Here is a 23716-nt window from a genome sequence, read left to right as displayed (position 1 = left end):
TCCCACCTGCGACGCGGCGTTCGGACCCGAACGCGCGCGGCCTCGGCGGCGGTCCCCGGTCAGGCCGGGGACGACGCGGTGTTTCGATGTCGTCGCAGGGAGTTGGGGGAGAATGGTGCTGCTAGGGAGGATTGAACTCCCGACCTCGTCATTACCAATGACGCGCTCTACCACTGAGCTACAGCAGCGCCGTTCCGGCCCCGGCGGCGGGGCATGTCCCGGTCACCCGGGGCAGGGCCGCGCTATTGTCCGTGGCCGCGCCGCTTGTCAAGCGCCGCTTGCGCTTTTTCGGGCGCGGCGCCATTGCCGGGGGCATGAGCGACGATCGAGGGACACCGGCGCGGGCGCCCAAGGCGGCGGAAAAGCTGGCGCGCGAGGACAGGCTGGCCGCCAAGCTGCGCGAGAACCTGCGCCGCCGCAAGGCCCAGGCCCGCGCGCTCTCGGCTTCCGGCCCGGACGACGGCGCGATCAATGCGGATGGCGAATCGGTCAGGCTTCCCAAAGCGCCCCCGGAAAGCTAGGGGCTCCCCAGCAGTTTGATCGACCTCGCGGCGCGGCGCGTCGCCAGCAAAGGGAGCTATGCCTTGCCTCGCCTGATCCTTCTCCGCCACGGCCAGAGCCAATGGAACCTCGAGAACCGCTTCACCGGCTGGTGGGACGTCGACGTCACCGCGAAGGGCGAGGCCGAGGCCCGCGCCGCCGGCGCGCTGCTCAAGGACAAGGGCCTGCTGCCCGACGTCGCCTTCACCTCGCTGCAGACCCGCGCGATCAAGACGCTGCACTTCGCGCTCGAAGCCGCCGGCATCCTGTGGATCCCCGAGACCAAGGACTGGCGCCTGAACGAGCGCCACTACGGCGGCCTCACCGGCCTCGACAAGGCGGAGACGGCGGCCAAGCACGGCGAGGACCAGGTGAAGATCTGGCGCCGCAGCTTCGACATCCCGCCGCCGGTGCTCGAGCGCGGCAGCGAGTTCGACCTGTCGAGCGACGAGCGCTACGCCGGCATCGACGTGCCGATGACCGAAAGCCTCAAGGACACCATCGCGCGCGTCCTGCCTTATTACGAAGGCTCGATCGTCCCGCACCTCCACGCCGGATCGACCGTGCTGGTCGCCGCACACGGCAACAGCTTGCGCGCGCTGGTCAAGCACCTCTCGGGCATTTCCGACGAGGAGATCACCGGCCTCGAGATCCCGACCGGGCAGCCGATCGTCTACGATCTCGACGACGATCTCGCCGTGCTCGACCGCTACTACCTTTCGGAGCGTTGATAGGTGGCTGAGACGGTTCCCGTTGCTATCGTCATGGGCAGCCAGTCCGACTGGCCGACCATGATCAAGGCCGCCGAGATGCTCGACAAGCTGGGCGTCGCTTGGGACGCGCGGATCGTCTCGGCGCACCGCACGCCCGAGCGGCTGGTGGACTTCGCCAAGGGCGCCGAGGCCGAGGGCTTCAAGGTGATCGTCGCCGGAGCCGGGGGCGCCGCCCACCTGCCCGGCATGGTCGCCTCGATGACGCACCTGCCGGTGCTGGGCGTGCCGGTTCAGTCCAAGGCGCTCTCGGGGCAGGACAGCCTGCTCTCGATCGTGCAGATGCCCGCCGGCATCCCGGTCGGCACGCTGGCGATCGGCGAGGCGGGGGCGGCCAACGCAGGCCTGCTCGCCGCCGCGATCCTCGCAACTGCGGATGATGCGCTGGCGGCCAGGCTCAAGGACTTCCGCGCGGCGCAGACGGCGAGCGTCGCCGAGCGTCCGGCCTGACCCTCATACGGATACTGATCGAGGCATGATGATCCCCCCCGGCGAAACCATCGGCATTCTCGGCGGCGGCCAGCTCGGCCGGATGATCGCCGTGGCCGCCGCGCAGCTCGGCTACCGCTGCCACGTCTACGCGCCCGAGGCCGACTCCATCGCCGCCGACGTCTGCGCCCAGTTCACCTGCGCGCCCTGGGACGACGCCGAGGCCATGGCCCGCTTCGCCGCCGACTGCGCCGTCGTCACCTATGAGTTCGAGAACGTCCCCGTCGCCCCGCTCGCCGCGCTGGGCGATACCCCGCTGCTCGCCCACGCCCGCGCGCTGGAGACGGCGCAGGACCGTCTCAACGAGAAGCGCTTCGTCAGCGATCTCGGCGGTATCCCGGCGCCCTTCGCTCCCGTCGACAGCGCCGCCGACCTCGCCGCGGCCATCGCGAGCATCGGCGCGCCCGGCATCCTCAAGACCCGGCGCGACGGTTACGACGGCAAGGGCCAGTGGCGCATCATGGCGCCCGAGGACGCCGATGGCCTCGTCCTGCCCGACACATCGCTGGTCTACGAAGGCTTCGTCACCTTCTTCGCCGAGTTCTCGGTGATCCTGTGCCGGGGCGCGGACGGCGACATCCGCTTCTTCGATTCGGCGCACAACGTCCACGAGAGCGGGATCCTCGCGCTCAGCACCCTGCCTGCGCCGGGCGCCCTGCTCGCGCAGGTCCCCGCCGCGCGCGAACTCGCCGCCAGGGTCGCCAAGGCGCTCGACTACGTCGGCGTGCTGACGCTGGAGTTCTTCGCGACCGAAGAGGGGCCGGTGTTCAACGAGATGGCCCCGCGCGTCCACAACTCCGGCCACTGGACCATCGAGGGCGCGGTCACCTCGCAGTTCGAGAACCACGTCCGCGCCATCTGCGGGCTGCCGCTGGGCGGCACCGGCATGGCCGCGAAGGGCGTGGAGATGCGCAACCTCATCGGCGACGAGGCGCACGACTGGCCGGCGATCCTCGCCGATCCCGCCAACCACCTCCACCTCTACGGCAAGGCCGCCGCGCGCCCCGGTCGCAAGATGGGCCACGTCACCCGTCTGACACTGGGCTGAGGCGGCAGGGGCGTGGCGCAGGACCTCTTCCTCATCTACGCCCGCGCGGGCAACGGCACGATCGGCCGCGACGGCGCGCTGCCCTGGCGCCTGCCGGCCGACCTCAAGCGGTTCAAGGCGCTGACCATGGGCAAGCCGATGGTGATGGGCCGCAAGACCTTCGAGAGCTTCCCGTCCCCGCTTCCCGGCCGCCGCCACATCGTGCTCACCCGCGATGCCGCATGGAGCGCGCCGGGCGCCGAAGTCGCGCATTCGGTGGACGAAGCGCTCGCGCTGGCGGGCGAGGGCGAAGTGGCGGTGATCGGCGGCGCGCAGATCTATGCGCTGTTCCGCGATCGCGCCGACCGGATCGAGCTGACCGAAGTCCACGCCGACTACCCCGGCGACACCCACATGCCCCCGCTCGGCCCCGACTGGCGCGAGACCGCGCGCGAGGAGCATCCGGCTGACGGTTCCTATCCGGCGCACGCTTTCGTGTCGCTCGCGCGCGCCCTATAGGCCCTTGCACCCATGATTCGCCTCGACAACCGCCTGCCTGTTCCCGATTCGCTGCGCGGCGCCGTGCTGGCGCTGGGTAACTTCGACGGGTTCCACCAGGGCCACCAGGCCGTCGTGGGCGAGGCGATCCGCTGGGCGAAAGCCGAGGGCCGCCCGGCCATCGTCGCCACCTTCGATCCGCATCCCGTCCGTCACTTCAAGCCCGACGCCGAGCCCTTCCGCCTCACTACGCTCGACCAGCGGCAGGAGCTGTTCGCCGCCGCCGGGGCGGACGCGATGCTGGTGCTGCATTTCGACGCGGCGATGGCGGCGATGCCCGCCGACCACTGGGTCGAGGAAATGCTGGTGCGCCACATGGGCGCGGCGGGCGTCGTGACCGGAGACGACTTCACCTTCGGCCGCGCGCGCGGCGGCAACCCGCGCGTCCTCAGCGAAGTCGGCGCGCGGCATGGTCTGGAAGGCCGCACGGTCGGCCCGGTCAGCGACGCCGAGGGCACCGTCTCCTCCAGCCGCATCCGCGCCGCGCTGAAATCGGGCGACTGCGAGACGGCGGCGCGCCTGCTGACCCGCCCCTTCGCCATCCGCGGCCGCGTGCAGCACGGCGACAAGCTGGGCCGCACCATCGGCTTTCCCACCGCCAACCTCGACATGGCGACGTACCTGCGACCGCTCTACGGCATCTACGCGGTGACCGGCCGCATGCCCGACGGCCGCGTGGTGACCGGCGCCGCCAACATCGGCATCCGCCCCACCTTCGACCCGCCCAAGGAACTGCTCGAACCGCACTTCTTCGACTTCGCGGGCGACCTCTACGGGCAGGAGATCGAGGTGGCCTTCCACCACTTCCTGCGCCCCGAGGCGAAGTTCGATTCGCTCGACGCGCTGATCGAGCAGATGGGCTGGGACTGCGACCGCGCACGGGAACTGCTGGCGAAGCTGTAATCGGTCTGCCCACACTTCCAACAAACCTGCATTTGCTCTAGTGCGCGTCCCGTCATGACCGAACAGCGCGATTACAGAGCAACCGTCTTCCTGCCGAAGACCGATTTCCCCATGAAGGCCGGGCTCCCCCAGAAGGAGCCGGGCATTCTCGCGCGCTGGCAGGCCGACGATATTTACCGCAAGACCCGCGACGCCCGCGCGGGGCGCGAAAAGTTCATCCTCCACGACGGCCCGCCCTACGCCAATGGCGACATGCACATCGGCCATGCGCTCAACCACATCCTCAAGGACATGGTGGTGCGCACGCAGACGCTGCTGGGCAAGGACGCGCCCTACGTGCCCGGCTGGGACTGCCACGGCCTGCCCATCGAGTGGAAGGTCGAGGAAGAGTACCGCAAGAAGAAGAAGAACAAGGACGAGGTTCCCGCCGAGGAATTCCGCGCCGAATGCCGCGCCTATGCCCAGAACTGGGTCAACGTGCAGCGGGAGCAGTTGAAGCGCCTCGGCATCAACGGCGACTGGGACAACCCCTACCTGACGATGGACTTCCAGGCGGAGGCCACCATCGTCGGCGAACTCCTCAAGTTCGCGGCTAACGGCATGCTCTATCGCGGCGCCAAGCCGGTGATGTGGAGCCCGGTCGAAAAGACCGCGCTGGCCGAAGCCGAAGTCGAGTACGAGGACATCGTCTCGACCCAGATCGACGTGGCGTTCGAGATCGTCGAATCGGCGGTGCCCGAACTGGTCGGCGCCCATGCGGTGATCTGGACGACGACGCCCTGGACGATCCCGGTGAACCAGGCTTTGGCTTATGGGCCGGATATCCCATATACTTTAGTCGAGTTGTCCCTTGAGTACGGCGGTAGTCGAGAAATAAGCAGAGAAGAATTTGACACCGCGATATCTCGTTTGAGGACATCCGGAGTTCTTCCTGAAGGTAGATTCTTGATCGCAGAGTCTCGAGTAGATGAATTTTTGGGCCGCATGAAGCAGGCGGCACTCCAAATCGACCTGTCCGACTTGGGCATGACCGTGCTGGGTATCATCGGCTGCCCAGTCAGAGGTCGAATAAATGGTGACGACCTCGCCGGCACCGTCGCGCGCCATCCCATGCACCACCTCGGCGGCTTCTTCGCCGAACCGCGTCCGTTCCTGTCCGGTGATTTCGTCACCACCGAGAGCGGCACCGGCCTCGTCCACATGGCGCCCGACCACGGCGAGGACGACTTCGACCTGTGCAAGGCCAACGGCATCGGCCCCAAGTTCGTGGTCGAGGCCGACGGCAAGTACCGCGAGGACTGGCTCTGGCGCGGTGGTGAAGGCTCGGTCATCAACCCCAAGTTCAACGCCCCCGACGGCCCGATCTGCTCGGACCTGCGCGAAGCGGGCGGGCTGCTGGCGGCCTCGGCGGACTACAAGCACAGTTACCCGCACTCGTGGCGCTCCAAGGCCAAGGTCATCTACCGCTGCACCCCGCAGTGGTTCGTGCCGATGGACAAGGTGATGACCCATATCTCGCCCAAGACCCGCGCCGACACGCGCTGGGAGAACGAGGGCGGCGCCATCGACCCGGTCGAGGAGGACCTGTGCTCCGCGCCGACGCTGCGCGAGGCCGCGCTGGAGGCGATCGCCGAGACCCGCTTCGTCCCCGACAAGGGCCGCAACCGCATCGGCGCGATGGTCGAGGGGCGTCCCGACTGGGTGCTCTCGCGCCAGCGCGCCTGGGGCGTGCCGATCACCCTGTTCGTCCACCGCAAGACCGGCGAGTACCTCGTCGACGAGGCCGTCAACGACCGTATCCTTGCCGCGATCCTCGCGAAGGGCGTCGATGCCTGGTCGGACGAGGCCGCGCAGGACCTGCTCGGCAATGAATACGCCGCCGAGGACTACGAGCGCGTCGTCGACATTCTCGATGTCTGGTTCGATTCGGGCTCGACCCACGCCTTCGTGCTCGAATCGGGCCGCTGGCCCGACCTCCTGCGCCCCGAGGGCTATCAGGGTCCCAAGGCCGACCTCTACCTCGAAGGCTCCGACCAGCATCGCGGCTGGTTCCAGTCCTCGCTGCTGGAAAGCACCGCGACGCGCGGCCATGCGCCCTACAAGGCGGTCCTGACCCACGGCTTCACGATGGACGCCAAGGGCTTCAAGATGTCGAAGTCGCTGGGCAACACGATCAGCCCGCTCAAGGTCATGGAGACCAACGGCGCCGACATCATCCGCCTCTGGGCGCTCTCGGTCGACTTCACCGAGGACCACCGCATCGGCGACGAGATCCTCAAGGGCGTGGCCGACCAGTACCGCAAGCTGCGCAACACCCTGCGCTACCTGCTCGGCGCGCTCGACGGCTTCGACGAGGCCGAGCGCGTGGACGTGGCGGACATGCCCGAGCTGGAGCGCTACGTGCTCGCCCTGCTGGGCAAGCTCGACGCCACCTTGCGCACCGCGATCGACGCCTTCGACTTCAATACGTACGTCCGCTCGCTGCTCGACTTCTGCAACGAGGACCTCTCGGCGTTCTTCTTCGATATCCGCAAGGACTGCCTCTACTGCGACGCGCCCACGGACCCGAAGCGCCGCGCCTACCGCACCGTGCTCGACACGCTGTTCCATGCGCTGATCCGCTACGCCGCGCCGGTGATCGTCTTCACCGCCGAGGAAACCTGGGGCTCGCGCTATCCGGATGGGGGCAGCGTCCACCTGCTCGAATGGCCCGAAGTGCCGGTGGCCGAAGCCGACCTCGACCGCTGGGCCGAGCTTCGCGGCTTGCGCGCGGCCGTCACCGAGGCGATCGAGCCGCTGCGCCGCGAGAAGGTCATCGGCTCCAGCCTGGCGGCCGAGGTCACCGTACCGGCCTCGGCTCCCGAGGCTGATCTGGCCGAACTGTTCATCACCGCGAAAGTCGCGCGCGGGCAGGGCGAGGGTGTGAGCGTCACCCCGTCCCATGACCACAAGTGCGGCCGCTGCTGGCGCCATCTCCCCGAAGTCACCGTGGACGGCGACCTGTGCGACCGCTGCGACGATGTCGTGGACGCGATGGAGCCGCAGGCGTGATGGCGGCGAACCCCTGGCGCAAGCGGCTGATCGGCCTGCTGATCGCGGCCATCGTCTTCGCCGTCGATGTCGGCATCAAGGACTGGGTGGTCGGCGGCCTGCGGCTGAACGAGATCGGCCAGATCTACGTCCTGCCGTTCTTCAACCTGACCTGGACGCAGAACTTCGGCGTCTCGCTCGGCCTGTTCACCGCCGGCTCGCCCGAGGCGCGCTGGGGGCTGGTGGCGATGACCGGCGCGATCGCCGCCTTCGTGCTCGTCTGGCTGCTGCGCGAGCGCAAGCTGCCCGACATCGCGGCGCTGGGCATGGTGCTTGGCGGCGCCGCCGGCAACATCCGCGACCGCTTCGACGTCGGCTACGTGATCGACTATGCGGACCTCCATATCGGCGGTTTTCGCCCCTTCCTCATTTTCAATCTCGCCGACGCGGCGATCACCATCGGCGTCCTGATAATCCTTGCCCGATCCCTGCTTTCGCGCGAAAAGCCCGAGACAGCGGCGGAACCCGCCCCCGAGGCTCAAAAGAATGCGAGTTGAATTGATGCGCATGAAGAAAACCGGTGCCCTTCTCCTCGTCGCGACCGGCGCCGTGATGCTGTCGGCCTGCGGTAGCACCGGGCTGTTCAACCGCAGCCGTCCCGACGAGTTCGCCGTCCAGCGCCAGACCCCGCTGGTGGTGCCGCCCGACTTCTCGCTGAGCCCGCCCAAGGAAGGCCAGCCGCGCCCCGCCGACGAATCGCTCCAGCAGCAGACGCTCGACGCGCTGTTCGGCGGCCCGCAGGCCCGCAGCGAGATCGAGAAGACCACGCTCGGCCTCGCCGGCACCTCGGACCCGGCGATCCGCTCCACAGTGGGCGACCCGGGCACTTACACCGTCGCCAAGGGCCAGATCACCCGCGCCATCCTCGCCGCCCCCGAAGGCGACGGCCGCGACGCGCAGACCTCGACCGGTGCGGCGCCGAGCCCCAGCGCGGGCGCCTGAGCCTTCGGTTCGGAGTTACGGAAAAAGGCCGGGCGAAAGTCCGGCCTTTTTCATTGGGGCGGGGGCCTTCGACGGGCTCAGGCCGAGCGGGGTTTGGGCGGCGTTGGCGGGTACGCGGTTGCCCTCCGTTCAGCGTGGGGCTTTCGGCTTCAGCAAAAGAGTACGGCGTGGACAGGGCACCAGTCCCGCCCCATTTCCCCGTCGTCCCCGGCTGCGCGGGGACGACGGGTTCCTTGGGGAGATGTAGCCCCGCTCCGCCTGAGCCTGTCGAAGGCCCCGACGGCGAATCGCGGGCTCAGCCGTCGCCGCTGACCCCGTCGTCGGCGTCCTCGTCCACGTCCGCGCTGACCAGGATCTTGTCGATCTTGAGCCCGTCCATGTCGACGACCTCGAAGCGCCAGCCCTGTTCGGAAAAGTGCTCGCCCTCGCGCGGGACTTTCTTCAGCACGGCGAGGATGTAGCCCGCCAGCGTCGCGAATTCGCGGTCGTCGGGCAGGGTCATGCCGAGCCGGTCGGCCAGGGAATCGGCCGGCATCGCGCCCGAGACAAGCAGCGAGCCGTCCTCGCGCTCAACCACCATCGGCTCGTCGCCCTCGTCCTGGTGGGCGACGAAGGTGCCCGCCAGCGCCGCCAGCACGTCGGAGGGCGTCACCAGCCCCTCGAGGTGGCCGTATTCGTCGTGGACCACCGCCATCGCCACTTCGGCGGTCTGCAGCTTGCGCAGGGCGTCCATGGCGTCGAGCTGGTCGGGGATGACCTCGGCCTTGCGCATCATCGCGCGCACGTCGACCGGGCGGCCCGCGACGAGACAGGCGAGCACTTCGCGCACCTTGAGGATGCCGACGATGTTGTCGGGCGTACCGTCGCCCACCACCGGCAGCAGCGAGTGCGGCGAAGCCTCGATCTTGGCGCGCAGCTGGGCCTCGTCGGCATCGACGTCGATCCAGTCGATCTGGTTGCGCGGGGTCATCAGCTCGCGCACCGGGCGGTCGGCGAGGCGCATGACGCCGGTCATGATCGCGCGTTCGTCTTCCTCGATGACGCCTGAACGGGTCGCCTCGGCGAAGATCATGTGCAGTTCCTCGGCGGTGAGCTGCTCGGAATCGCCTCGCCGGATCGAGAACAGGCGCAGGATCAGGGCGGAGGAGCGGTCGAGCAGCCACACGAACGGGCCCATGATGGTCGCCAGGATGCTCATCGGCCGCGCCATGATGAGCGCCACCGGCTCGGCCATGCGCAGCGCCAGCTGCTTGGGTACCAGCTCGCCGACGACGACGCTGGCATAGGTGGTGGCCATGATGACCACCGCGAAGCCCGCCTCTCCGGCGAAACGCACGGGCAGGCCCAGCGCGACAAGCCGCTCGCCGACCGGCCCGCCGAGGCTGGAGCCCGAATAGGCGCCGGCGATGATGCCGATGAGGGTGATGCCGATCTGCACGGTCGAGAGGAACCGTCCGGGATCGGCGGCAAGGTCCAGCGCGGTCTGCGCCGCCCGGCTCCCCTTGTCGGCGAGCGCCCTCAGGCGCGGTGCGCGTGCGGATACGATGGCCAGTTCGGACATCGAGAACAGGCCGTTGATCAGGATCAGGCCGGCGATGATGAGGAGGTCAGTCCAGGGAAAGGGCGTCACAATGCCGTATCGCTAGCAGAGATTGCGGCATGTGCGAAGCGCTCGTGAAGAACGGCAACGCTTTGCAACCCGATGATCGCCGGGAACCGAGGCCGGCGATAGGGGTTGAGCCGGCAACAGCCATTTGCCATTCATGTCCACTATCGCACAGATGCCTTTCAAGGGCACAACAGAGGAAGGGCCTCCAAGATGAACAAGTCGCGCCTGATCACGTCGGCCGCCGCGGTTTTCGCGATGGTCACCGTCTCCGCCTGCGTCACCGACCCGAACACGGGTGAGAAGAAGGTTTCGCGCACCGCCATCGGCGGCGTCGGCGGCGCCGGCCTCGGCTACCTGCTCGGCAGCGTCATCGGCGGCAAGACCGCGCGCATCGTCGGCGCCGGCATCGGCGGCGTCGCCGGCGGCGTGGTCGGCTACCAGATGGACAAGCAGATCAAGGAGCTGAAGGAACAGACCGCTGGCTCGGGCATCGACGTCAGCCAGGAAGGCGACGGCATCCTCGTCAACCTGCCCGACGTCACCTTCGCGGTCGATTCGACGCAGATCAGCGGAGCGTTCCAGGCTTCGCTCGACAAGGTCGCGCAGTCGATGATCCAGTATCCCAACAGCCTCATCGACGTCTACGGCCACACCGATTCGACCGGATCGGCGGCGTACAACATGGACCTGTCGAAGCGCCGCGCCGATGCGGTGGGCCGCTATCTCATCACGCGCGGCGTCTCGTCCTCGCGCATCCAGACGCAGGGCATGGGCAAGGACCACCCGGTCGCCGACAACACCACCGCCGAGGGCCGCGCGCTCAACCGCCGCGTCGAGATCAAGATCACCCCGGTGACGACCGACGACGTCAACGCGGCGAAGTAACCAGCTTCCGCCGGAAGCGGGATCGGGGAAGGGGTCGGCGCCGCAATGCGCCGGTCCCTTCTTTTTTGGTCCGCCGTCGATGCGTTCTTTCCATAAGGTAACTTGTTTCGCCCCTCATAGCGGCTAGGCTGAGCGCTTACCGGGTTCGGGGGGACTTGATGCATTTGAGGATGTTGGCGGCGCTTGCGGCGGCGTGGCTCTGCTCGGGGCTGGCTTGCGAAGCGCGGGCGGAGACGCCCTGGCTCGAGGCGTCGAGCGAGCATTTCGTCATCTACGCGCAGGACAGCGAGCGCGACATCACGCGCTTCTCGCAGCAGCTAGAACGCTATCATGCGGGCATGGCGCTGCTGCTGGACCGGCAGGCACCGGCGCCCAGTCCGTCGAACCGCGTGACCGTCTACGTCGTGCGCACCGCGAAGGAAGTGCGCGAACTCCATGGCGGCGACAACAAGTTCGTGGGCGGGTTCTATGTGCCCAACGCCGGCGGATCGCTGGCGATCGTGCCGACGGTCGATTCGGGCAACGGCGTGGTCAACTGGTCGATGGTGGTGCTGCTGCACGAATATGCGCACCACTTCCTGATCTCGTCGAGTTCGCTGCCGATGCCGCGCTGGTTCGGCGAAGGCGCGGCCGAGTTCTTCGCCTCCAGCAAGTTCGAGCCCGACGGCGGTATCTGGCTGGGCCGGCCCGCCAATCACCGCGCCGGCGAGCTGTTCTATGCCACCGACGTGAAGGTCGCCGACCTGCTCGATCCCACCGACTACGACAAGCGCAAGCACACCAGCTACGATGCGTTCTACGGCAATAGCTGGCTGCTCTACCACTACCTGACCTTCGACAAGGCGCGCGAGGGCCAGTTCTCGCGCTACCTGGCGCTGCTGCGCGACGGCAAGGGCCAGCGCGCCGCGGCGGTCGAGGCCTTCGGCGACTTCGCCCTCCTTGAAAAGGATGTCGACCGGTATCTGGCCAAGCGGCAGATGACCGCGCTTCGGCTCACCGCCGACAAGGTGCCGATCGGCAGGATCGCGATTCGCCCGTTGTCCGCGGGGCAGGCGGCGATGATGCCGGTGCGCATCCGCTCCAAGCGCGGCGTGACCGCGGAAGAGGCGAAGGGCCTTCTGGTACAGGCGCGTGAAGTCGCCTCGCGCTTCCCGGGCGATGCCGCCGTCCTCTCCGCGCTGGCCGAGTGCGAGTACGATGCCGGCAACGACAAGGAAGCCATCGCCGCCGCCGACGCCGCGATCGCGATCGATCCCGCGCAGGTCAACGCCTATGTCCAGAAGGGTCTGGCGCTGTTCCGCATGGCGCCCGAGGCGGACGATACGAAAGCCGCCTACAAGGCCGCGCGCGCCCCGTTCATCGCGCTCAACCGGATCGAGAACGACCATCCGCTGCCGCTCGTCTACTTCTACCGCAGCTTCGTCGAGCAGGGCGAGGAACCTTCGCCCCTGGCGCTGAATGGACTGATTCGGGCGGCCGAGCTGGCGCCGTTCGACCTCGGCCTGCGCATGAACCTCGGGCAGGCGCTGCTGCATGCCGGGCGCCCGGCGGATGCCAGGGTCATTCTCACGCCGGTCGCCCACAATCCCCATGGCGGCGGCGGCGCCGACTACGCGCGCCGGATGATCGAACGGATCGACAAGGACCCGACCTGGAAGGGCGAAGGCGGCGTGGGAGAGGATGGGGAGAGCGTCGAGGCCGCAGCGGGCGACTGATCGCCGGGGCCTCTCGCTTCGGAAGAGGCCTTCGAGATCAGGCCGAGAAGCGCACCGCGCGGTCGGCAAGGCGTTCCACGGCAGCCTCATGGATGCCGGTCGAGGCGACCATCACCCCGAAGGCGCGGGGGTCGTGCTTGTTGTAGTTGAGGGGCTGGCCGAAGGCATCGGTCACCACCGCGCCCGCCTCGCGCGCGATCAGGCCGGCGGCGGCGATGTCCCATTCGTAGCCCCAGCGTAGCGTGGCCAGCAGGTCGGCCTCGTCGGCCGCGACCATCGCCATGCGCAGCGCGATCGAATTGGGCTGGTCGACGAGCTGGAGGTCGGCATCCTCGGGCGCCAGCTTGTGCGCGGGCACGCGCGAGCCGGCGAGCGATTCGCGGCGGCTGGCGACCAGGCGCCTGCCGTTGCGCCATGCGCCCTTGCCCGCCTCGCCGAACCAGAACTCGCCGCCTTCGTCGCGTTTCCTGACCGGCGCATGGAGATAGCCGAGCAGCGGACGGCGGGTGTTCACCAGCGCCACCGAGATCGCCCACCCCGTCCGCCCGCGGATGAAGTCGCGGGTGCCGTCGATCGGATCGACCAGCCAGACCAGCTCGGTCCCCTGGCGCTCGCGCGTGTCGACCGTCTCTTCCGAGAGCCAGCCTGCCGCAGGCAGCAGCGCGCGCAGTTCGGTCTTGAGGAAGGCATCGACGGCGAGGTCGGCGGTGCAGACCGGGCTGCCGGGGGTCTTTTCCCACGATTCGAGGACATGGCCATCGCCCGGCCAACCCGCCAGGGCTATGCGCCCGGCCTCCCGGACTATGGCTTCCAGTCTGTCACGATCAATCATGGGTCATCTTTCGATGCTTAATTGCTATTGCGAACTCTTATCATTTTAGCAGGATCAATTTCTCGTCCGCTATGCATTTGCGCAGGCTCCGGGACTTTTCAAGCCGGCAGGGATGTGCTTATGCGGCCGGGCGAAACTATGGCTACGGCGCCTTCCCAAGGAACCTCCAGCAGAAAGCGATTTGAGCGATGAACATTCACGAATATCAGGCCAAGGAACTGCTCGCGAAGTATGGCGTGGGTATCCCCGCCGGCATCGCCGCGCTGACCGTAGAGGAAGCGGTTGCCGCCGCCAAGCAGCTCCCGGGGCCGCTCTACGTCGTGAAGGCGCAGATCCACGCCGGCGGACGCGGCAAGGGCAAGTTCAAGGAACTTAGCGCGGACGCCAAGGGCGGCGTGCGCCTCGCCAAGTCGATCGAGGAAGTCGAGGCTTTCGCCAAGGAAATGCTCGGCAACACCCTCGTCACCATCCAGACGGGTGATGCCGGCAAGCAGGTGAACCGCCTCTACGTGACCGACGGCGTCGACATCGAGAAGGAATACTACCTCTCGATGGTCGTCGATCGCGCCACCAGCCGCGTCGCCCTGATCGTCTCGACCGAAGGCGGCATGGACATCGAGGAAGTCGCCCACTCGACCCCCGAGCGCATCACCACGATCACCGTCGATATCGCCTCGGGCTTCCAGCCGCACCACGGCCGCGCCGTCGCCTTCGCGCTGAAGCTGACCGGTGAGCTCAACAAGCAGGCCCAGAAGATCTCGAAGCAGCTGTACGAGGCCTTCGTCTCGCTCGACTGCGACATGCTCGAGATCAACCCGCTGGTGGAAACCAAGGACGGCAACCTGCTCGTCCTCGACACCAAGATGAGCTTCGATTCGAACGCCCTGTACCGTCACCCCGACGTGATGGAACTGCGCGACGAGACCGAGGAAGATCCGGCCGAAGTAGAAGCCTCGAAGTACGACCTCGCCTACATCAAGCTCGACGGCGACATCGGCTGCATGGTCAACGGCGCCGGCCTTGCCATGGCGACGATGGACATCATCAAGCTCAACGGCATGTTCCCGGCCAACTTCCTCGACGTCGGCGGCGGCGCCAACAAGGAGAAGGTGACCGCGGCGTTCAAGATCATTCTCGCGGATCCCGCCGTTAAGGGCATTCTCGTGAACATCTTCGGCGGCATCATGAAGTGCGACGTCATCGCCGAGGGCATCGTCGCCGCGGCGAAGGAAGTGAACCTCTCGGTTCCGCTCGTCGTCCGCCTCGAAGGCACCAACGTCCAGCAGGGCAAGGACATCCTGGCCAATTCCGGCCTCGCGATCGTCCCCGCCAACGACCTGGGCGACGCGGCCAAGAAGATCGTCGCGGAAGTGCAGAAGGTCGCCTGATCGGCGCCGAAATGCCGATCGCGCGCTTCGTGCTCACGATCACTTGACGAATACGCAGACGGCGGGGGTTTCGCGACCCCCGCCGTTTCTGCATGGTCGCTCCGCAACTCTGCAGCGTAGCTGAGCTTTCCTGTCCCCAAGCGCTTCCCGTTTCGGCGGGGGTTGACGGGGCGGTAAAGGGACGCGATAGCTCGCTCCAACAGTTTTAATCGCGCGGTTAAATCCGCCGTCCCAGCAGTGAGAGGACAGATCGCAATGAAGATCCTCGTACCCGTAAAGCGGGTGATCGACTACAACGTGAAGCCGCGGGTCAAGGCCGACGGCACCGGCGTGGACCTCGCCAACGTCAAGATGAGCATGAACCCCTTCGACGAAATCGCCGTCGAGGAAGCCATCCGCCTCAAGGAAGCCGGCAAGGCCGAGGAGATCATCGCGATCTCGGTCGGGCCGACCAAGGCCCAGGAAACCCTGCGCACCGCGCTCGCCATGGGCGCCGACCGTGCGATCCTGGTCGAAACCGACGCCGAAGTGGAACCGCTGGCCGTCGCCAAGATCCTGAAGGCGATCGTCGGTGAAGAAAACCCCGGCCTGGTGATTCTGGGCAAGCAGGCGATCGACGACGATTCGAACCAGACCGGCCAGATGCTCGCCGCGCTGCTCGGCCGGCCCCAGGGCACCTTCGCCAGCAAGGTCGAGATCGACGGTGAATTCGTCGCCGTGACCCGCGAGGTCGACGGCGGCCTCGAGACGGTGAAGCTCGCGCTTCCCGCGATCGTCACCACCGACCTGCGCCTCAACGAGCCGCGCTACGCTTCGCTGCCCAACATCATGAAGGCGAAGAAGAAGCAGCTCGATGTGAAGAGCCCCGCCGATTACGGCGTCGACATCGCCCCGCGCCTCAAGACCGTCAAGGTCTCCGAGCCGCCGGTGCGTTCCGCCGGCATCAAGGTCGCCGACGTCGATGCGCTCGTCGCCAAGCTCAAGGAACTGGGAGTAGCCTGATGTCCAAGACTCTCGTCTGGGTCGAACACGACAACGCCTCCGTCAAGGACGCGACCCTCGCCGTTGTCACCGCCGCCTCCAAGCTCGGTGAAGTCCACCTGCTCGTCGCCGGCTCGGGTTGCCGCGCCGTGGCTGACGAAGCCGCCAAGATCGCCGGCGTGGGCAAGGTCCACCTCGCCGACGACGCGGCTTACGAGCACGCGCTGGCCGAGAACCTCGCGCCGCTGATCGTGGAGCTCATGGGCCATCACGACGCCTTCCTGGCGCCGGCCACCACCACCGGCAAGAACGTCGCGCCGCGCGTCGCCGCCCTGCTCGACGTCGCGCAGATCTCGGACATCCTCTCGGTCGAGGGCGAAAAGACCTTCACCCGTCCGATCTACGCCGGCAACGCCATCGCCACGGTCGAATCGAGCGACGCCAAGCTGGTGATCACCGTGCGCGGCACCGCCTTCGCCAAGGCCGAACCCACCGGTGGTTCGGGCGTGGTCGAGGACGTCTCGGGCGCCGGCGATGCGGGCCTGTCCAGCTTCGTGGGCGCGGAAATCGCGACCTCGGAACGCCCGGAACTGACCAGCGCCAAGATCATCGTCTCCGGCGGCCGCGCGCTGAAGGACGGCGAGACGTTCGAGGCGATCATCATGCCGCTCGCCGACAAGCTCGGCGCCGCCGTCGGTGCCAGCCGCGCCGCGGTCGACGCGGGCTACGTGCCCAACGACTACCAGGTCGGCCAGACCGGCAAGATCGTCGCGCCGCAGGTCTACATCGCGGTCGGCATCTCGGGCGCGATCCAGCACCTCGCCGGCATGAAGGATTCGAAGACCATCATCGCCATCAACAAGGACGAGGACGCCCCGATCTTCCAGGTCGCGGACATCGGCCTCGTCGCCGACCTGTTCACCGCCGTACCGGACCTCACCGGCAAGCTCTGAACCGGCCCGCAGGGACTGCTACAGAAAAGAAGCCCCGGTTGGTGACAGCCGGGGCTTCTGCTTGTCAGGGCCTTGGATTGGCGCTTTATTTCCGTCCGACCTTCGCCCCATGAGGATACGACATGACGCTGCGACTCGTGTTCCTGCCTGCCGTCCTGACCGCCGCCGTGGCGCTTTCCGCCCCGGCGCTGGCCGAGACCAGGGTGGTCACCGCCACTTCGCCCTGGAAGGTCGACTACACCGGTAACGCCTGCCATCTGCAGCGCGGCTTCGGCACGGCGGAGGAGCCGGTGCTGGTGCAGTTCGAGCAGCTGGCGCCGGGGGACTTCTTCCACTTCACCGTGGCGGGACGCGCCTTCTCGGGCGTCACCGATGCCACGAAAGTGACGCTCTCCACCGGGCCCGACGGCAAGCCGATCAGCACCCGCTTCACTCTCGGCGACATGCAGGCCGGCGACGGGCAGAAGCTGACGACGCTGTTCTTCATGAGCACCACGCTCAACGGCCATGGCGAGGGAGAGGCCCGGCCCGCGCCTGTCACCAGGGAGCGGGCGGCGCAGGTCACCTCGCTGATCGTCGGCTGGGGCGGCAAGGGGGTGCAGATCGGCACCGGCCCGCTCGGCAACGCTCTCGCGGCGATGGACAGCTGTACCGAGGGTCTGGTGAAGTCCTGGGGCCTCGATCCCGCACAGCAGAAAGCGCTCTCCCGCTGGCCGAAACCGCTGACGGATTCCGACACATGGCTTCCCCGCAGCAGCTATCCCGCCGACCTCGCCAGCGAAGGCGAACAGTCGCTGGTCGACGTGCGCCTGATGATCGACGCGACCGGCGCGGTGAGCCAGTGCCAGGTGGTCAACGGCTTCAACGAACCGCGCTTCGCCAAGGTGACCTGCGACAGGATCAGCCAGCGCGCGAAGTTCGAGCCGGCGCTCGATGCGGCGGGCAATCCGGTGGCGTCCTACTCGGTGCGCCGGGTGATGTGGGTGGTCGACCGCAAGCCGCGCATGCCCCAGCAGCGCAAGCGCTGATGGCTAAGGGGATACGCGATGCGATGGGGGCGGCGATGGCGGCTCTGCTTGCCGTGCCGATGCCGGCGCATGCAGATGGCGCGGTACTCGCGGCCTCGACGCCCTGGGTCCTTGACGCCACGCCATCGGGATGTGCGTTGCGGCGCTCATTCGGAAGCGGAGACACGCCGCTGGTTCTGGAAATGCAGCGCTTCACGCCCGGCGACAATTTCCAGCTGATCATCAACGGCGGCGAACTGCGCGGGATCACCGCGATGTGCCGGGCGCGGTGACGCCGCAGATGGAAGCGCAGGCCGACGTCATCACGCTCCAGTTGCGCGGTAGGGCCATCACTCTGAAGACGGGGCCGCTGGACAAGCCCTTCGCCGTTATGCGCCAGTGCACGGACGCGCTGGTCGAAAGTTGGGGTCTGGATCCCACGACGCAGAACAGCCTGTCGCGGCGAACGAAGGCCAGAGGCATACAAGCGTGGGCCAAGCGCGTCGATTACCCTTCCGGGCCAGCGGCGCGAGGCCAGCAGGCGCGTGTCAATTTGCGTTTTCTGGTGGGCGCCGATGGCAAGCCCACCGACTGCAAGGTGCTGCGTTCCTACAACGAGCCTGCGTTCGATGCGGCGGCCTGCAGGTCACTGATGTCCTTCGCCCGGTTCGAACCGGCCTTGGATCGGACAGGGAATCCGGTGGCGTCCTACTGCAACGGGACGATCATCTTTGCGGCGTGGCGCGCCTAGGCGCCGCGCTCCAGCAGCATCATCGAGACCCGATCCTCGCCTTCGTCGAGGTCGTGGCGGGCGTAGCGCACGAAGCCGAGCCTTCCGGCCAAGCGCTCCGACGCGACGTTGCCTTCCTCGATCATGCAGGCGATGCGGCGGGGCCCATGGGCCGCGTCGAACCACGCGAGCACCGCCTCCATGACCTCGCGTGCGACCCCCTGGCCCTGGTGGTCGCGGCGCACGATCCAGCCCGCCTCCGCGACGTCCTCCATGCGCAAGTGGGCCTCGAAGCCGCGCATCGAGTGGAAGACACCGCAAGTGGCGACAATCGCCGCCGCGCCGCGGACCCGGACCATGAACGTGCCGTATCCGTGCAGCGCCCAGGACCCGGCGTTGCGCATCAGCCGGTCGAACTGCGCGTGCGGATCGGGCCGCGCCGGGCCGAGGTAGCGGCGCGTCTGCGCGTCGGCCAGCAGGCGGCACAGGTCGGGCAGGTCGCCCGCCACCGGGCGCCACAGCTCGAAGCGCCGGGTCGTCAGCATCGGTCCCGCCGCCTCGCTCACAGCAGCCGGTCCACCGCATGGATGCACACCCCGAACAACCCGCCGACGAGGGTGCCGTTGATGCGGATGAACTGCAGGTCGCGGCCCACCGCGCCCTCGATGCGGTCGCTGACGGTGCGCGCGTCCCAGCGTTTCACCGTCTCGGAGACGAGGCGCACGATCTCGTCGCCGTAGCGCGCGGTGACACCGACCAGGGTGCGCCGGGCGAAGCGGTTGATCTGCGACTGCAGGCGCGGGTCGTCGCGCAGCGCGCCGCCCAGTTCGCCGAGCATCGTCGTCAGCTGCCCGCCGAGCGCGGTGTCGGGGTTGCGCGCGGCGTCGACCAGCTTGCGCCGCAGGCGTTCCCACACCGACTGCCACCACTGGCCGACCGCCGGGTTGGCGATCATCTCGCGCTTGGCGCTCTCGACCCGCTCGCGCGTATGGGGGTCATTGACGAGGCGGTCGGCGAGGTCCTGGAGCATCTGCTCGACCTTGGCCTTGAGTGGATGGTCGGGCTGGACGATCATCTCGGCAAGCAGCTTGTAGAGCCCATCGAGCACCGAATTGGCGATGCGGCTGTCGAGGCCGGTGAGGCGCAGCAGGCTGTGCGCGCGCTCGCGGATCATCGAGCGGACGATCTCCTCGTTCGCCTCCAGCGCCTCGCCGGCCCAGCGGATCGCGCCTTCGATCAGCGGGCGGTGGCGGCCGTCGGCGATCGCGGCGGAAAGCATCTGGCCGAGCAGCGGGGCGATTTCCACCCGCTCGAGCTGGCGCGCGAGCCCGGCGCGGACCTGGTTGCCGAGCCGCTCCGGATCAAGCGATTCGAGCACGTCGGCGACGAGGTTCGCCGCGCCCGCGCGGATGCGCGACTGGCCGCCGCGCCCGGGATCGGACAGGAATCCGCCCGCCGCGCCCGCGAAATTGAAGGCGTTCACCCGCCGGGCGACGACCTGCGCGGTCAGGAAATTGTCGCGCAGGAAAGCCGCCATCGAATCGGCGATGCGGTTCTTGTTCTCGGGAATGATCGCGGTGTGCGGGATCGGCAGGCCAAGCGGGCGGCGGAACAGCGCGGTGACGGCGAACCAGTCGGCCAGGCCGCCGACCATCGCCGCCTCGGTGAAGGCGATCGCGTAGCCCCAGGCGGGATGCTCGCCTGCAAAGCGCCGCAGCACGACGAAGGCCACCGCCATCGCCAGCAGCAGACCGGTGGCGAACAGGCGCATCCGGCGGGCCTTGTCCTGCGGGACGCCCGTCGATGCTGGTCCCCCTGCGCTTCGCCCGGCTGGCGGCAACTTGTCCCTTTCTACGCGATCGCGGTCATTCGGCGGGCTGGGGGCGATAGGTTTTCTCGCTCCCGCCCGGCCCGTGAAGCTTGGGATCGTACGTCAGCAGCGACTTGCGCAGCTTGGGCCCGATCCTCTTCTCGAAACCATCGGCGAGGCTGAAGGCTGCCGGGACGATCACGAGCGTGAGCAGGGTGGAGAGCAGCAGCCCGCCGATCACCGTCACGCCCATCGGCGCGCGGAAGGCCCCGTCGCCCGAGAGCGACAGCGCGGTTGGCACCATGCCTGCGGTCATCGCGACCGTGGTCATGACGATCGGCTGGGCGCGCTTGTGGCCCGCGTCCATGATCGCGTCGAGCTTGTTCACGCCCTTGGCCATCTCCTCGATCGCGAAGTCGATCAGCAGGATCGAGTTCTTGGCGACGATGCCCAGCAACATCAGGATGCCGATGTAGACCGGCATCGAGATCGGCTGGCCGGCCGCGGTCAGCGCCAGCATGCCGCCCAGCGGCGCCAGCAGCAGCGAGGCCATGTTCACCAGCGGCGAGACGAAGCGCTTGTAGAGCAGCACCAGCACCGCAAAGACCAGGAAGATGCCGCTGACCACCGCAACGATGAAGTTGGAGATCATCTCGCCCTGCCACTTGTCCTCGCCGACAGGGGCGTTGGAGACGCCGGCCGGCAGGTTCTTCATGATCGGCAGCGCCTGGATCGCCGCCATCGCCGGGCCCTTGACCTGGCCCTGGCCGAGATCGGCGCCCACGAAGATGCGGCGCGACTGGTTGTAGCGCTGGATCTGCGTGGGGCCGGCGCCGAAGCGGATCTCGGCGACGCGGCTGAGCGGCACCGAGCCGCCGTTCGTGGTGGCGACCGGCAGGTTCTCGATCGTCGAGAAGTCCCGGCGCGAGGTGCGGTCGAGGATCACGCGGATCGGGATCTGGCGATCGCTCAGCGAGAACTTGGCGGTGTTCTGGTCGATTTCGCCCATCGTCGCGATGCGGATGGTCTGGCTGAGCGCGCCGGTCGTCACGCCAAGCTGCGCGGCGAGGTCGAGGCGGGGCACGATGACCAGTTCGGGGCGCTGCAGGTCGGCGGCGATGCGCGGGGCGACGATGCCGGGCACCGTGCGCATCTGCTCGACCAGCGTCTGCGCGGTCTTGCCCAGCAGTTCGGAATCGCTGCCCGAGAGCATCACCGAAATGTCGCGCCCGCTGCCGAAGCCGCCCGACTGGGTGGCGAAGGTCACGCGCGCGTCAGCGAAGTCCTGGAGCGCGGGGGCGAGCCGGCGTTCGAACTCGATGCTGGTCGAATCGCGCTCCTTCGCGGGCTTGAGCGCGATGTAGAGCGTGGCCTTGCCCTCGCCTGAGAACTCGAGCACGCGCTTCACTTCGGGCTGCTGTTCGAGCAGGTGGGTGACGCGGCCGGCGACGGCCTCGCTCTGTTCGAGGGTGGTGCCGGGCACCATCTCGATCTTGACCTCGCTGGTGTCGTTGTTGGTGGGCGGCTGGAACTGCTGCGGCAGCCCCGCGAGCAGCGCGAAGGTCACCACGAGGGCGTAGATACTGGCGCAGAAGGCGTAGAAGCGGTGGTCGTGCATGCGCGCGATCACGCGGTCGGTGTAGTAGCGATACCACCGCCCGAACGCGCCGAACACGGCGGCGAGGAGGCGCAGCAGCTTGCCCAGCCCCCAGATCGCCAGCGGGATGCCCAATGGCGCGAGCACGGCGGCCAGCACGAAGGCGGCCTTGGCGAGCCCGATTTTGGTCAGTCCGCCCTGCAGGGCCGTGAACAGCAGCGCGGCAAGGCCAAGACCAGCGCCGATCAGCACGATGAAGAACAGCGCCGCCACGAGCGGATACCACCAGGCGCGCGGCTGCGGCACGAGCCGGGCGCGCAGGCGTTCGGCCTCCCGGCTGTCGAGCGTCCAGGCGAGGACCTTCATGTAGAAGTCCATGGCCTTGCCGCCGCCGTGCTCGGCGTGGCCGTGCGACTTGAGGAAATAGGCCGCGACCATCGGCGTGATGACGCGCGCGACGGCAAGGCTCATCAGCACCGCGGCGACGACGGTGAGACCGAACGCTTTGAAGAACTGCCCGGGAATGCCCGGCATCAGGCCCACCGGCAGGAACACCGCGACGATCGAGAACGTCGTCGCGACGACCGCCAGGCCGATCTCGTCGGCGGCGTCGATCGAGGCCTGGTATGCGCTCTTGCCCATGCGCATGTGTCTGACGATGTTCTCGATTTCCACGATGGCATCGTCGACCAGCACCCCCGCGACCAGGCTGAGGGCCAGCAGGGAGAGGAAGTTCAGCGAGAAGCCGAGCAGGTCCATGAACCAGAACGTCGGGATCGCCGAGAGCGGGATCGCCAGCGCCGAGATCATCGTCGCGCGCCAGTCGCGCAGGAACAGGTAGACGATCACGATCGCCAGCACCGCGCCCTCGACCAAGGCTTCCATCGAGCTGGTGTACTGGCCGCGCGTGTAGTCCACCTGCGAGAACAGCTGGGTGATGTGGATGTCGGGATGCAGCTTGCGAATTTCGTCCAGCTTCTTAGCCGCCGCGTCGTACACCGCCACGTCCGAGGCGCCGCGGGCACGCTCGAAGCCGAAGGTCACGACCTCGCGGCCATGGACGCGGGCGACGTCGGTGCGGTCGGAATAGCCGTCGTAGACGCTGGCGATGTCGGCCAGCTTGATCTGGCGGCCATTGCCGAGGTTGATGCGGGTCTGCGACAGCGCATAGGCGTTCTGCGCATTGCCGAGTACGCGCACCGACTGGCGCGAGCCGGCTATCTCGGCCTGGCCACCGGCGGCATCGACGTTGACCTGCCGCAGCACGTTGTTGACGTCGTTGGCGCTCACCCCCATCGCGACCATGCGGTTGGGATCCACCACCACGCGGATCTCGCGGTTGACGCCGCCGTCACGGCTGACCGTCGCCATTCCCTCGACCGAGAGCAGCGACTTGGAGATGGTATCGTCGACGAACCAGCTCAGCTGCTCGATCGTCATGTCGTCGGCCGCCACCGCGAAGTAGGCGAGGCTGCCGCCGCCACCGGCTTCGATCTTCGAAACCTGCGGCTCGAGAATGCCGTCGGGCAGCTCGCCGCGGATCTGGTCTACCGCGTTCTTGACCTGGTTGGTGGCGATGTCGGCATTGGTGCCGACCGAGAAGAACACGATCGTGGTCGAACGGCCCTCGGAGGCGGTCGACTGGATTTCCTCGACCCCCGGGATCGAGCGCACCGCGCCTTCGATGATCTGGGTGATCTGCGTCTCGATCTCGGTCGGCGCGGCGCCCGGCTGCGAGACCCCGACGTGGACGCCGGGGAACTCGATGTCCGGCATGTTGTTCACGTCCATCCGGTTGAACGAGACGATGCCGGCGATCATGACGCCGATGAAGAAGACGATGGGAATGATCGGGTTGCGGATCGACCAGGCCGAGATGTTGCGCATTGG

The 23716-nt window shown here is 67.8% G+C and carries 22 protein-coding genes and 1 tRNA gene; 17 read left to right on the top strand and 6 right to left on the bottom strand.

Going from position 1 to position 23716, the window contains the following annotated elements; translation table 11 throughout:
* Window positions 1-113: 113 nt before the first annotated feature.
* A tRNA-Thr gene (locus tag AC07M9_RS18655) sits at window positions 114-188 on the bottom strand.
* 126 nt (window positions 189-314) lie between these two features.
* On the opposite strand from AC07M9_RS18655, the gene AC07M9_RS18650 reads away from it, so the two are divergent.
* The 9 genes from AC07M9_RS18650 to AC07M9_RS18610 all read left to right on the top strand — a co-directional run bounded on the left by AC07M9_RS18650 (window position 315) and on the right by AC07M9_RS18610 (window position 8319).
* Window positions 315-521 (top strand): hypothetical protein, encoded by a 207-nt coding sequence (locus AC07M9_RS18650; protein WP_494885830.1) that lies wholly within the window; start codon window positions 315-317, stop codon window positions 519-521.
* A 63-nt stretch (window positions 522-584) separates the two neighbouring features.
* A complete protein-coding gene (gpmA, locus tag AC07M9_RS18645) occupies window positions 585-1271 on the top strand; it encodes a 2,3-diphosphoglycerate-dependent phosphoglycerate mutase (protein WP_494885829.1) in 687 nt (228 codons plus the stop codon).
* A 33-nt stretch (window positions 1272-1304) separates the two neighbouring features.
* Complete coding sequence (gene purE / locus AC07M9_RS18640; RefSeq protein ID WP_494885991.1) at window positions 1305-1760, top strand: 5-(carboxyamino)imidazole ribonucleotide mutase; 456 nt, start codon at window positions 1305-1307, stop codon at window positions 1758-1760.
* A 28-nt stretch (window positions 1761-1788) separates the two neighbouring features.
* A complete protein-coding gene (locus tag AC07M9_RS18635) occupies window positions 1789-2847 on the top strand; it encodes a 5-(carboxyamino)imidazole ribonucleotide synthase (protein ID WP_494885990.1) in 1059 nt (352 codons plus the stop codon).
* A gap of 12 nt (window positions 2848-2859) precedes the next feature.
* Window positions 2860-3345 carry a dihydrofolate reductase gene (locus tag AC07M9_RS18630; protein WP_494885827.1) on the top strand — a complete coding sequence of 162 codons (486 nt, stop codon included), beginning with the start codon at window positions 2860-2862 and terminating at the stop codon, window positions 3343-3345.
* Window positions 3346-3357: 12 nt separating this feature from the next.
* Complete coding sequence (locus tag AC07M9_RS18625; protein WP_494885825.1) at window positions 3358-4287, top strand: bifunctional riboflavin kinase/FAD synthetase; 930 nt, start codon at window positions 3358-3360, stop codon at window positions 4285-4287.
* 54 nt (window positions 4288-4341) lie between these two features.
* The gene (locus AC07M9_RS18620; protein ID WP_494885824.1) at window positions 4342-7338 is read left to right on the top strand and encodes an isoleucine--tRNA ligase; all 2997 of its coding nucleotides are present in this window, start codon (window positions 4342-4344) and stop codon (window positions 7336-7338) included.
* Window positions 7338-7874 (top strand): signal peptidase II, encoded by a 537-nt coding sequence (lspA, locus tag AC07M9_RS18615; RefSeq protein WP_494885823.1) that lies wholly within the window; start codon window positions 7338-7340, stop codon window positions 7872-7874. Before AC07M9_RS18620 ends, lspA begins: the two co-directional genes overlap by 1 nt.
* A 4-nt stretch (window positions 7875-7878) precedes the next feature.
* Window positions 7879-8319, top strand: a complete 441-nt coding sequence (locus AC07M9_RS18610) for a DUF3035 domain-containing protein (RefSeq protein WP_494885822.1) — start codon at window positions 7879-7881, stop codon at window positions 8317-8319.
* A 295-nt stretch (window positions 8320-8614) separates the two neighbouring features.
* Here AC07M9_RS18610 and AC07M9_RS18605 read toward each other — a convergent pair whose 3' ends face one another.
* Window positions 8615-9949 carry a hemolysin family protein gene (locus AC07M9_RS18605; RefSeq protein WP_494885821.1) on the bottom strand — a complete coding sequence of 445 codons (1335 nt, stop codon included), beginning with the start codon at window positions 9947-9949 and terminating at the stop codon, window positions 8615-8617.
* 189 nt (window positions 9950-10138) lie between these two features.
* Between AC07M9_RS18605 and AC07M9_RS18600 the strand changes: the two genes are divergently transcribed.
* Both AC07M9_RS18600 and AC07M9_RS18595 read left to right on the top strand, forming a co-directional pair.
* On the top strand, window positions 10139-10813 hold the full coding sequence (locus tag AC07M9_RS18600) for a YiaD family glycine zipper/OmpA-like lipoprotein (protein WP_494885819.1): 675 nt from the start codon (window positions 10139-10141) through the stop codon (window positions 10811-10813).
* Window positions 10814-10971: 158 nt separating this feature from the next.
* Window positions 10972-12528: a DUF1570 domain-containing protein gene (locus tag AC07M9_RS18595; protein WP_494885818.1), complete on the top strand. Its 1557-nt coding sequence runs from the start codon at window positions 10972-10974 to the stop codon at window positions 12526-12528.
* Between the two features lie 37 nt (window positions 12529-12565).
* Here the strand turns inward: AC07M9_RS18595 and AC07M9_RS18590 are convergent, their stop codons facing one another.
* Window positions 12566-13360 carry a 3'(2'),5'-bisphosphate nucleotidase CysQ gene (locus AC07M9_RS18590; RefSeq protein ID WP_494885817.1) on the bottom strand — a complete coding sequence of 265 codons (795 nt, stop codon included), beginning with the start codon at window positions 13358-13360 and terminating at the stop codon, window positions 12566-12568.
* 188 nt (window positions 13361-13548) lie between these two features.
* On the opposite strand from AC07M9_RS18590, the gene sucC reads away from it, so the two are divergent.
* The 6 genes from sucC (at window position 13549) to AC07M9_RS18560 (ending at window position 18440) form a co-directional block, all read left to right on the top strand.
* A complete protein-coding gene (gene sucC, locus AC07M9_RS18585; protein ID WP_494885815.1) occupies window positions 13549-14748 on the top strand; it encodes an ADP-forming succinate--CoA ligase subunit beta in 1200 nt (399 codons plus the stop codon).
* Between the two features lie 255 nt (window positions 14749-15003).
* Window positions 15004-15750, top strand: coding sequence for an electron transfer flavoprotein subunit beta/FixA family protein (locus AC07M9_RS18580; protein WP_494885813.1), 747 nt, complete (start codon window positions 15004-15006; stop codon window positions 15748-15750).
* Complete coding sequence (locus AC07M9_RS18575) at window positions 15750-16682, top strand: electron transfer flavoprotein subunit alpha/FixB family protein (RefSeq protein WP_494885812.1); 933 nt, start codon at window positions 15750-15752, stop codon at window positions 16680-16682. Before AC07M9_RS18580 ends, AC07M9_RS18575 begins: the two co-directional genes overlap by 1 nt.
* A 122-nt stretch (window positions 16683-16804) precedes the next feature.
* Window positions 16805-17710 carry an energy transducer TonB gene (locus AC07M9_RS18570; RefSeq protein WP_494885811.1) on the top strand — a complete coding sequence of 302 codons (906 nt, stop codon included), beginning with the start codon at window positions 16805-16807 and terminating at the stop codon, window positions 17708-17710.
* A complete protein-coding gene (locus AC07M9_RS18565) occupies window positions 17710-17982 on the top strand; it encodes a hypothetical protein (RefSeq protein ID WP_494885809.1) in 273 nt (90 codons plus the stop codon). The genes AC07M9_RS18570 and AC07M9_RS18565 overlap by 1 nt, the downstream gene beginning before the upstream one ends.
* Before the next feature lie 8 nt (window positions 17983-17990).
* A complete protein-coding gene (locus tag AC07M9_RS18560) occupies window positions 17991-18440 on the top strand; it encodes an energy transducer TonB (RefSeq protein ID WP_494885807.1) in 450 nt (149 codons plus the stop codon).
* On the opposite strand, the gene AC07M9_RS18555 is transcribed toward AC07M9_RS18560, so the two are convergent.
* From AC07M9_RS18555 to AC07M9_RS18545, 3 genes are all read right to left on the bottom strand, one after another.
* Window positions 18437-18964: a GNAT family N-acetyltransferase gene (locus AC07M9_RS18555; RefSeq protein ID WP_494885806.1), complete on the bottom strand. Its 528-nt coding sequence runs from the start codon at window positions 18962-18964 to the stop codon at window positions 18437-18439. The genes AC07M9_RS18560 and AC07M9_RS18555 overlap by 4 nt on opposite strands.
* A gap of 17 nt (window positions 18965-18981) precedes the next feature.
* Complete coding sequence (locus tag AC07M9_RS18550; RefSeq protein WP_494885804.1) at window positions 18982-20190, bottom strand: DUF445 domain-containing protein; 1209 nt, start codon at window positions 20188-20190, stop codon at window positions 18982-18984.
* Window positions 20191-20284: 94 nt separating this feature from the next.
* Window positions 20285-23713: an efflux RND transporter permease subunit gene (locus tag AC07M9_RS18545; protein ID WP_494885802.1), complete on the bottom strand. Its 3429-nt coding sequence runs from the start codon at window positions 23711-23713 to the stop codon at window positions 20285-20287.
* Window positions 23714-23716: the final 3 nt, after the last annotated feature.

Source organism: Novosphingobium sp. GW821-FHT09E05 (assembly GCF_059416165.1).
Note: the sequence above shows the minus strand (reverse complement) of the source record. Positions and strands in the feature narration are given on the sequence as shown.

Coding starts and splice junctions, on each gene's coding strand:
- AC07M9_RS18650 (WP_494885830.1), top strand. CDS start 315: ATGAGCGACGATCGAGGGACACCGGCGCGGGCGCCCAAGGCGGCGGAA.
- purE (WP_494885991.1), top strand. CDS start 1,305: ATGGGCAGCCAGTCCGACTGGCCGACCATGATCAAGGCCGCCGAGATG.
- AC07M9_RS18635 (WP_494885990.1), top strand. CDS start 1,789: ATGATCCCCCCCGGCGAAACCATCGGCATTCTCGGCGGCGGCCAGCTC.
- AC07M9_RS18625 (WP_494885825.1), top strand. CDS start 3,358: ATGATTCGCCTCGACAACCGCCTGCCTGTTCCCGATTCGCTGCGCGGC.
- AC07M9_RS18620 (WP_494885824.1), top strand. CDS start 4,342: ATGACCGAACAGCGCGATTACAGAGCAACCGTCTTCCTGCCGAAGACC.
- lspA (WP_494885823.1), top strand. CDS start 7,338: ATGGCGGCGAACCCCTGGCGCAAGCGGCTGATCGGCCTGCTGATCGCG.
- AC07M9_RS18610 (WP_494885822.1), top strand. CDS start 7,879: ATGCGCATGAAGAAAACCGGTGCCCTTCTCCTCGTCGCGACCGGCGCC.
- AC07M9_RS18600 (WP_494885819.1), top strand. CDS start 10,139: ATGAACAAGTCGCGCCTGATCACGTCGGCCGCCGCGGTTTTCGCGATG.
- AC07M9_RS18595 (WP_494885818.1), top strand. CDS start 10,972: ATGCATTTGAGGATGTTGGCGGCGCTTGCGGCGGCGTGGCTCTGCTCG.
- AC07M9_RS18590 (WP_494885817.1), bottom strand. CDS start 13,360: ATGATTGATCGTGACAGACTGGAAGCCATAGTCCGGGAGGCCGGGCGC.
- sucC (WP_494885815.1), top strand. CDS start 13,549: ATGAACATTCACGAATATCAGGCCAAGGAACTGCTCGCGAAGTATGGC.
- AC07M9_RS18580 (WP_494885813.1), top strand. CDS start 15,004: ATGAAGATCCTCGTACCCGTAAAGCGGGTGATCGACTACAACGTGAAG.
- AC07M9_RS18575 (WP_494885812.1), top strand. CDS start 15,750: ATGTCCAAGACTCTCGTCTGGGTCGAACACGACAACGCCTCCGTCAAG.
- AC07M9_RS18570 (WP_494885811.1), top strand. CDS start 16,805: ATGACGCTGCGACTCGTGTTCCTGCCTGCCGTCCTGACCGCCGCCGTG.
- AC07M9_RS18565 (WP_494885809.1), top strand. CDS start 17,710: ATGGCTAAGGGGATACGCGATGCGATGGGGGCGGCGATGGCGGCTCTG.
- AC07M9_RS18560 (WP_494885807.1), top strand. CDS start 17,991: ATGGAAGCGCAGGCCGACGTCATCACGCTCCAGTTGCGCGGTAGGGCC.
- AC07M9_RS18555 (WP_494885806.1), bottom strand. CDS start 18,964: ATGCTGACGACCCGGCGCTTCGAGCTGTGGCGCCCGGTGGCGGGCGAC.
- AC07M9_RS18550 (WP_494885804.1), bottom strand. CDS start 20,190: ATGCGCCTGTTCGCCACCGGTCTGCTGCTGGCGATGGCGGTGGCCTTC.
- AC07M9_RS18545 (WP_494885802.1), bottom strand. CDS start 23,713: ATGCGCAACATCTCGGCCTGGTCGATCCGCAACCCGATCATTCCCATC.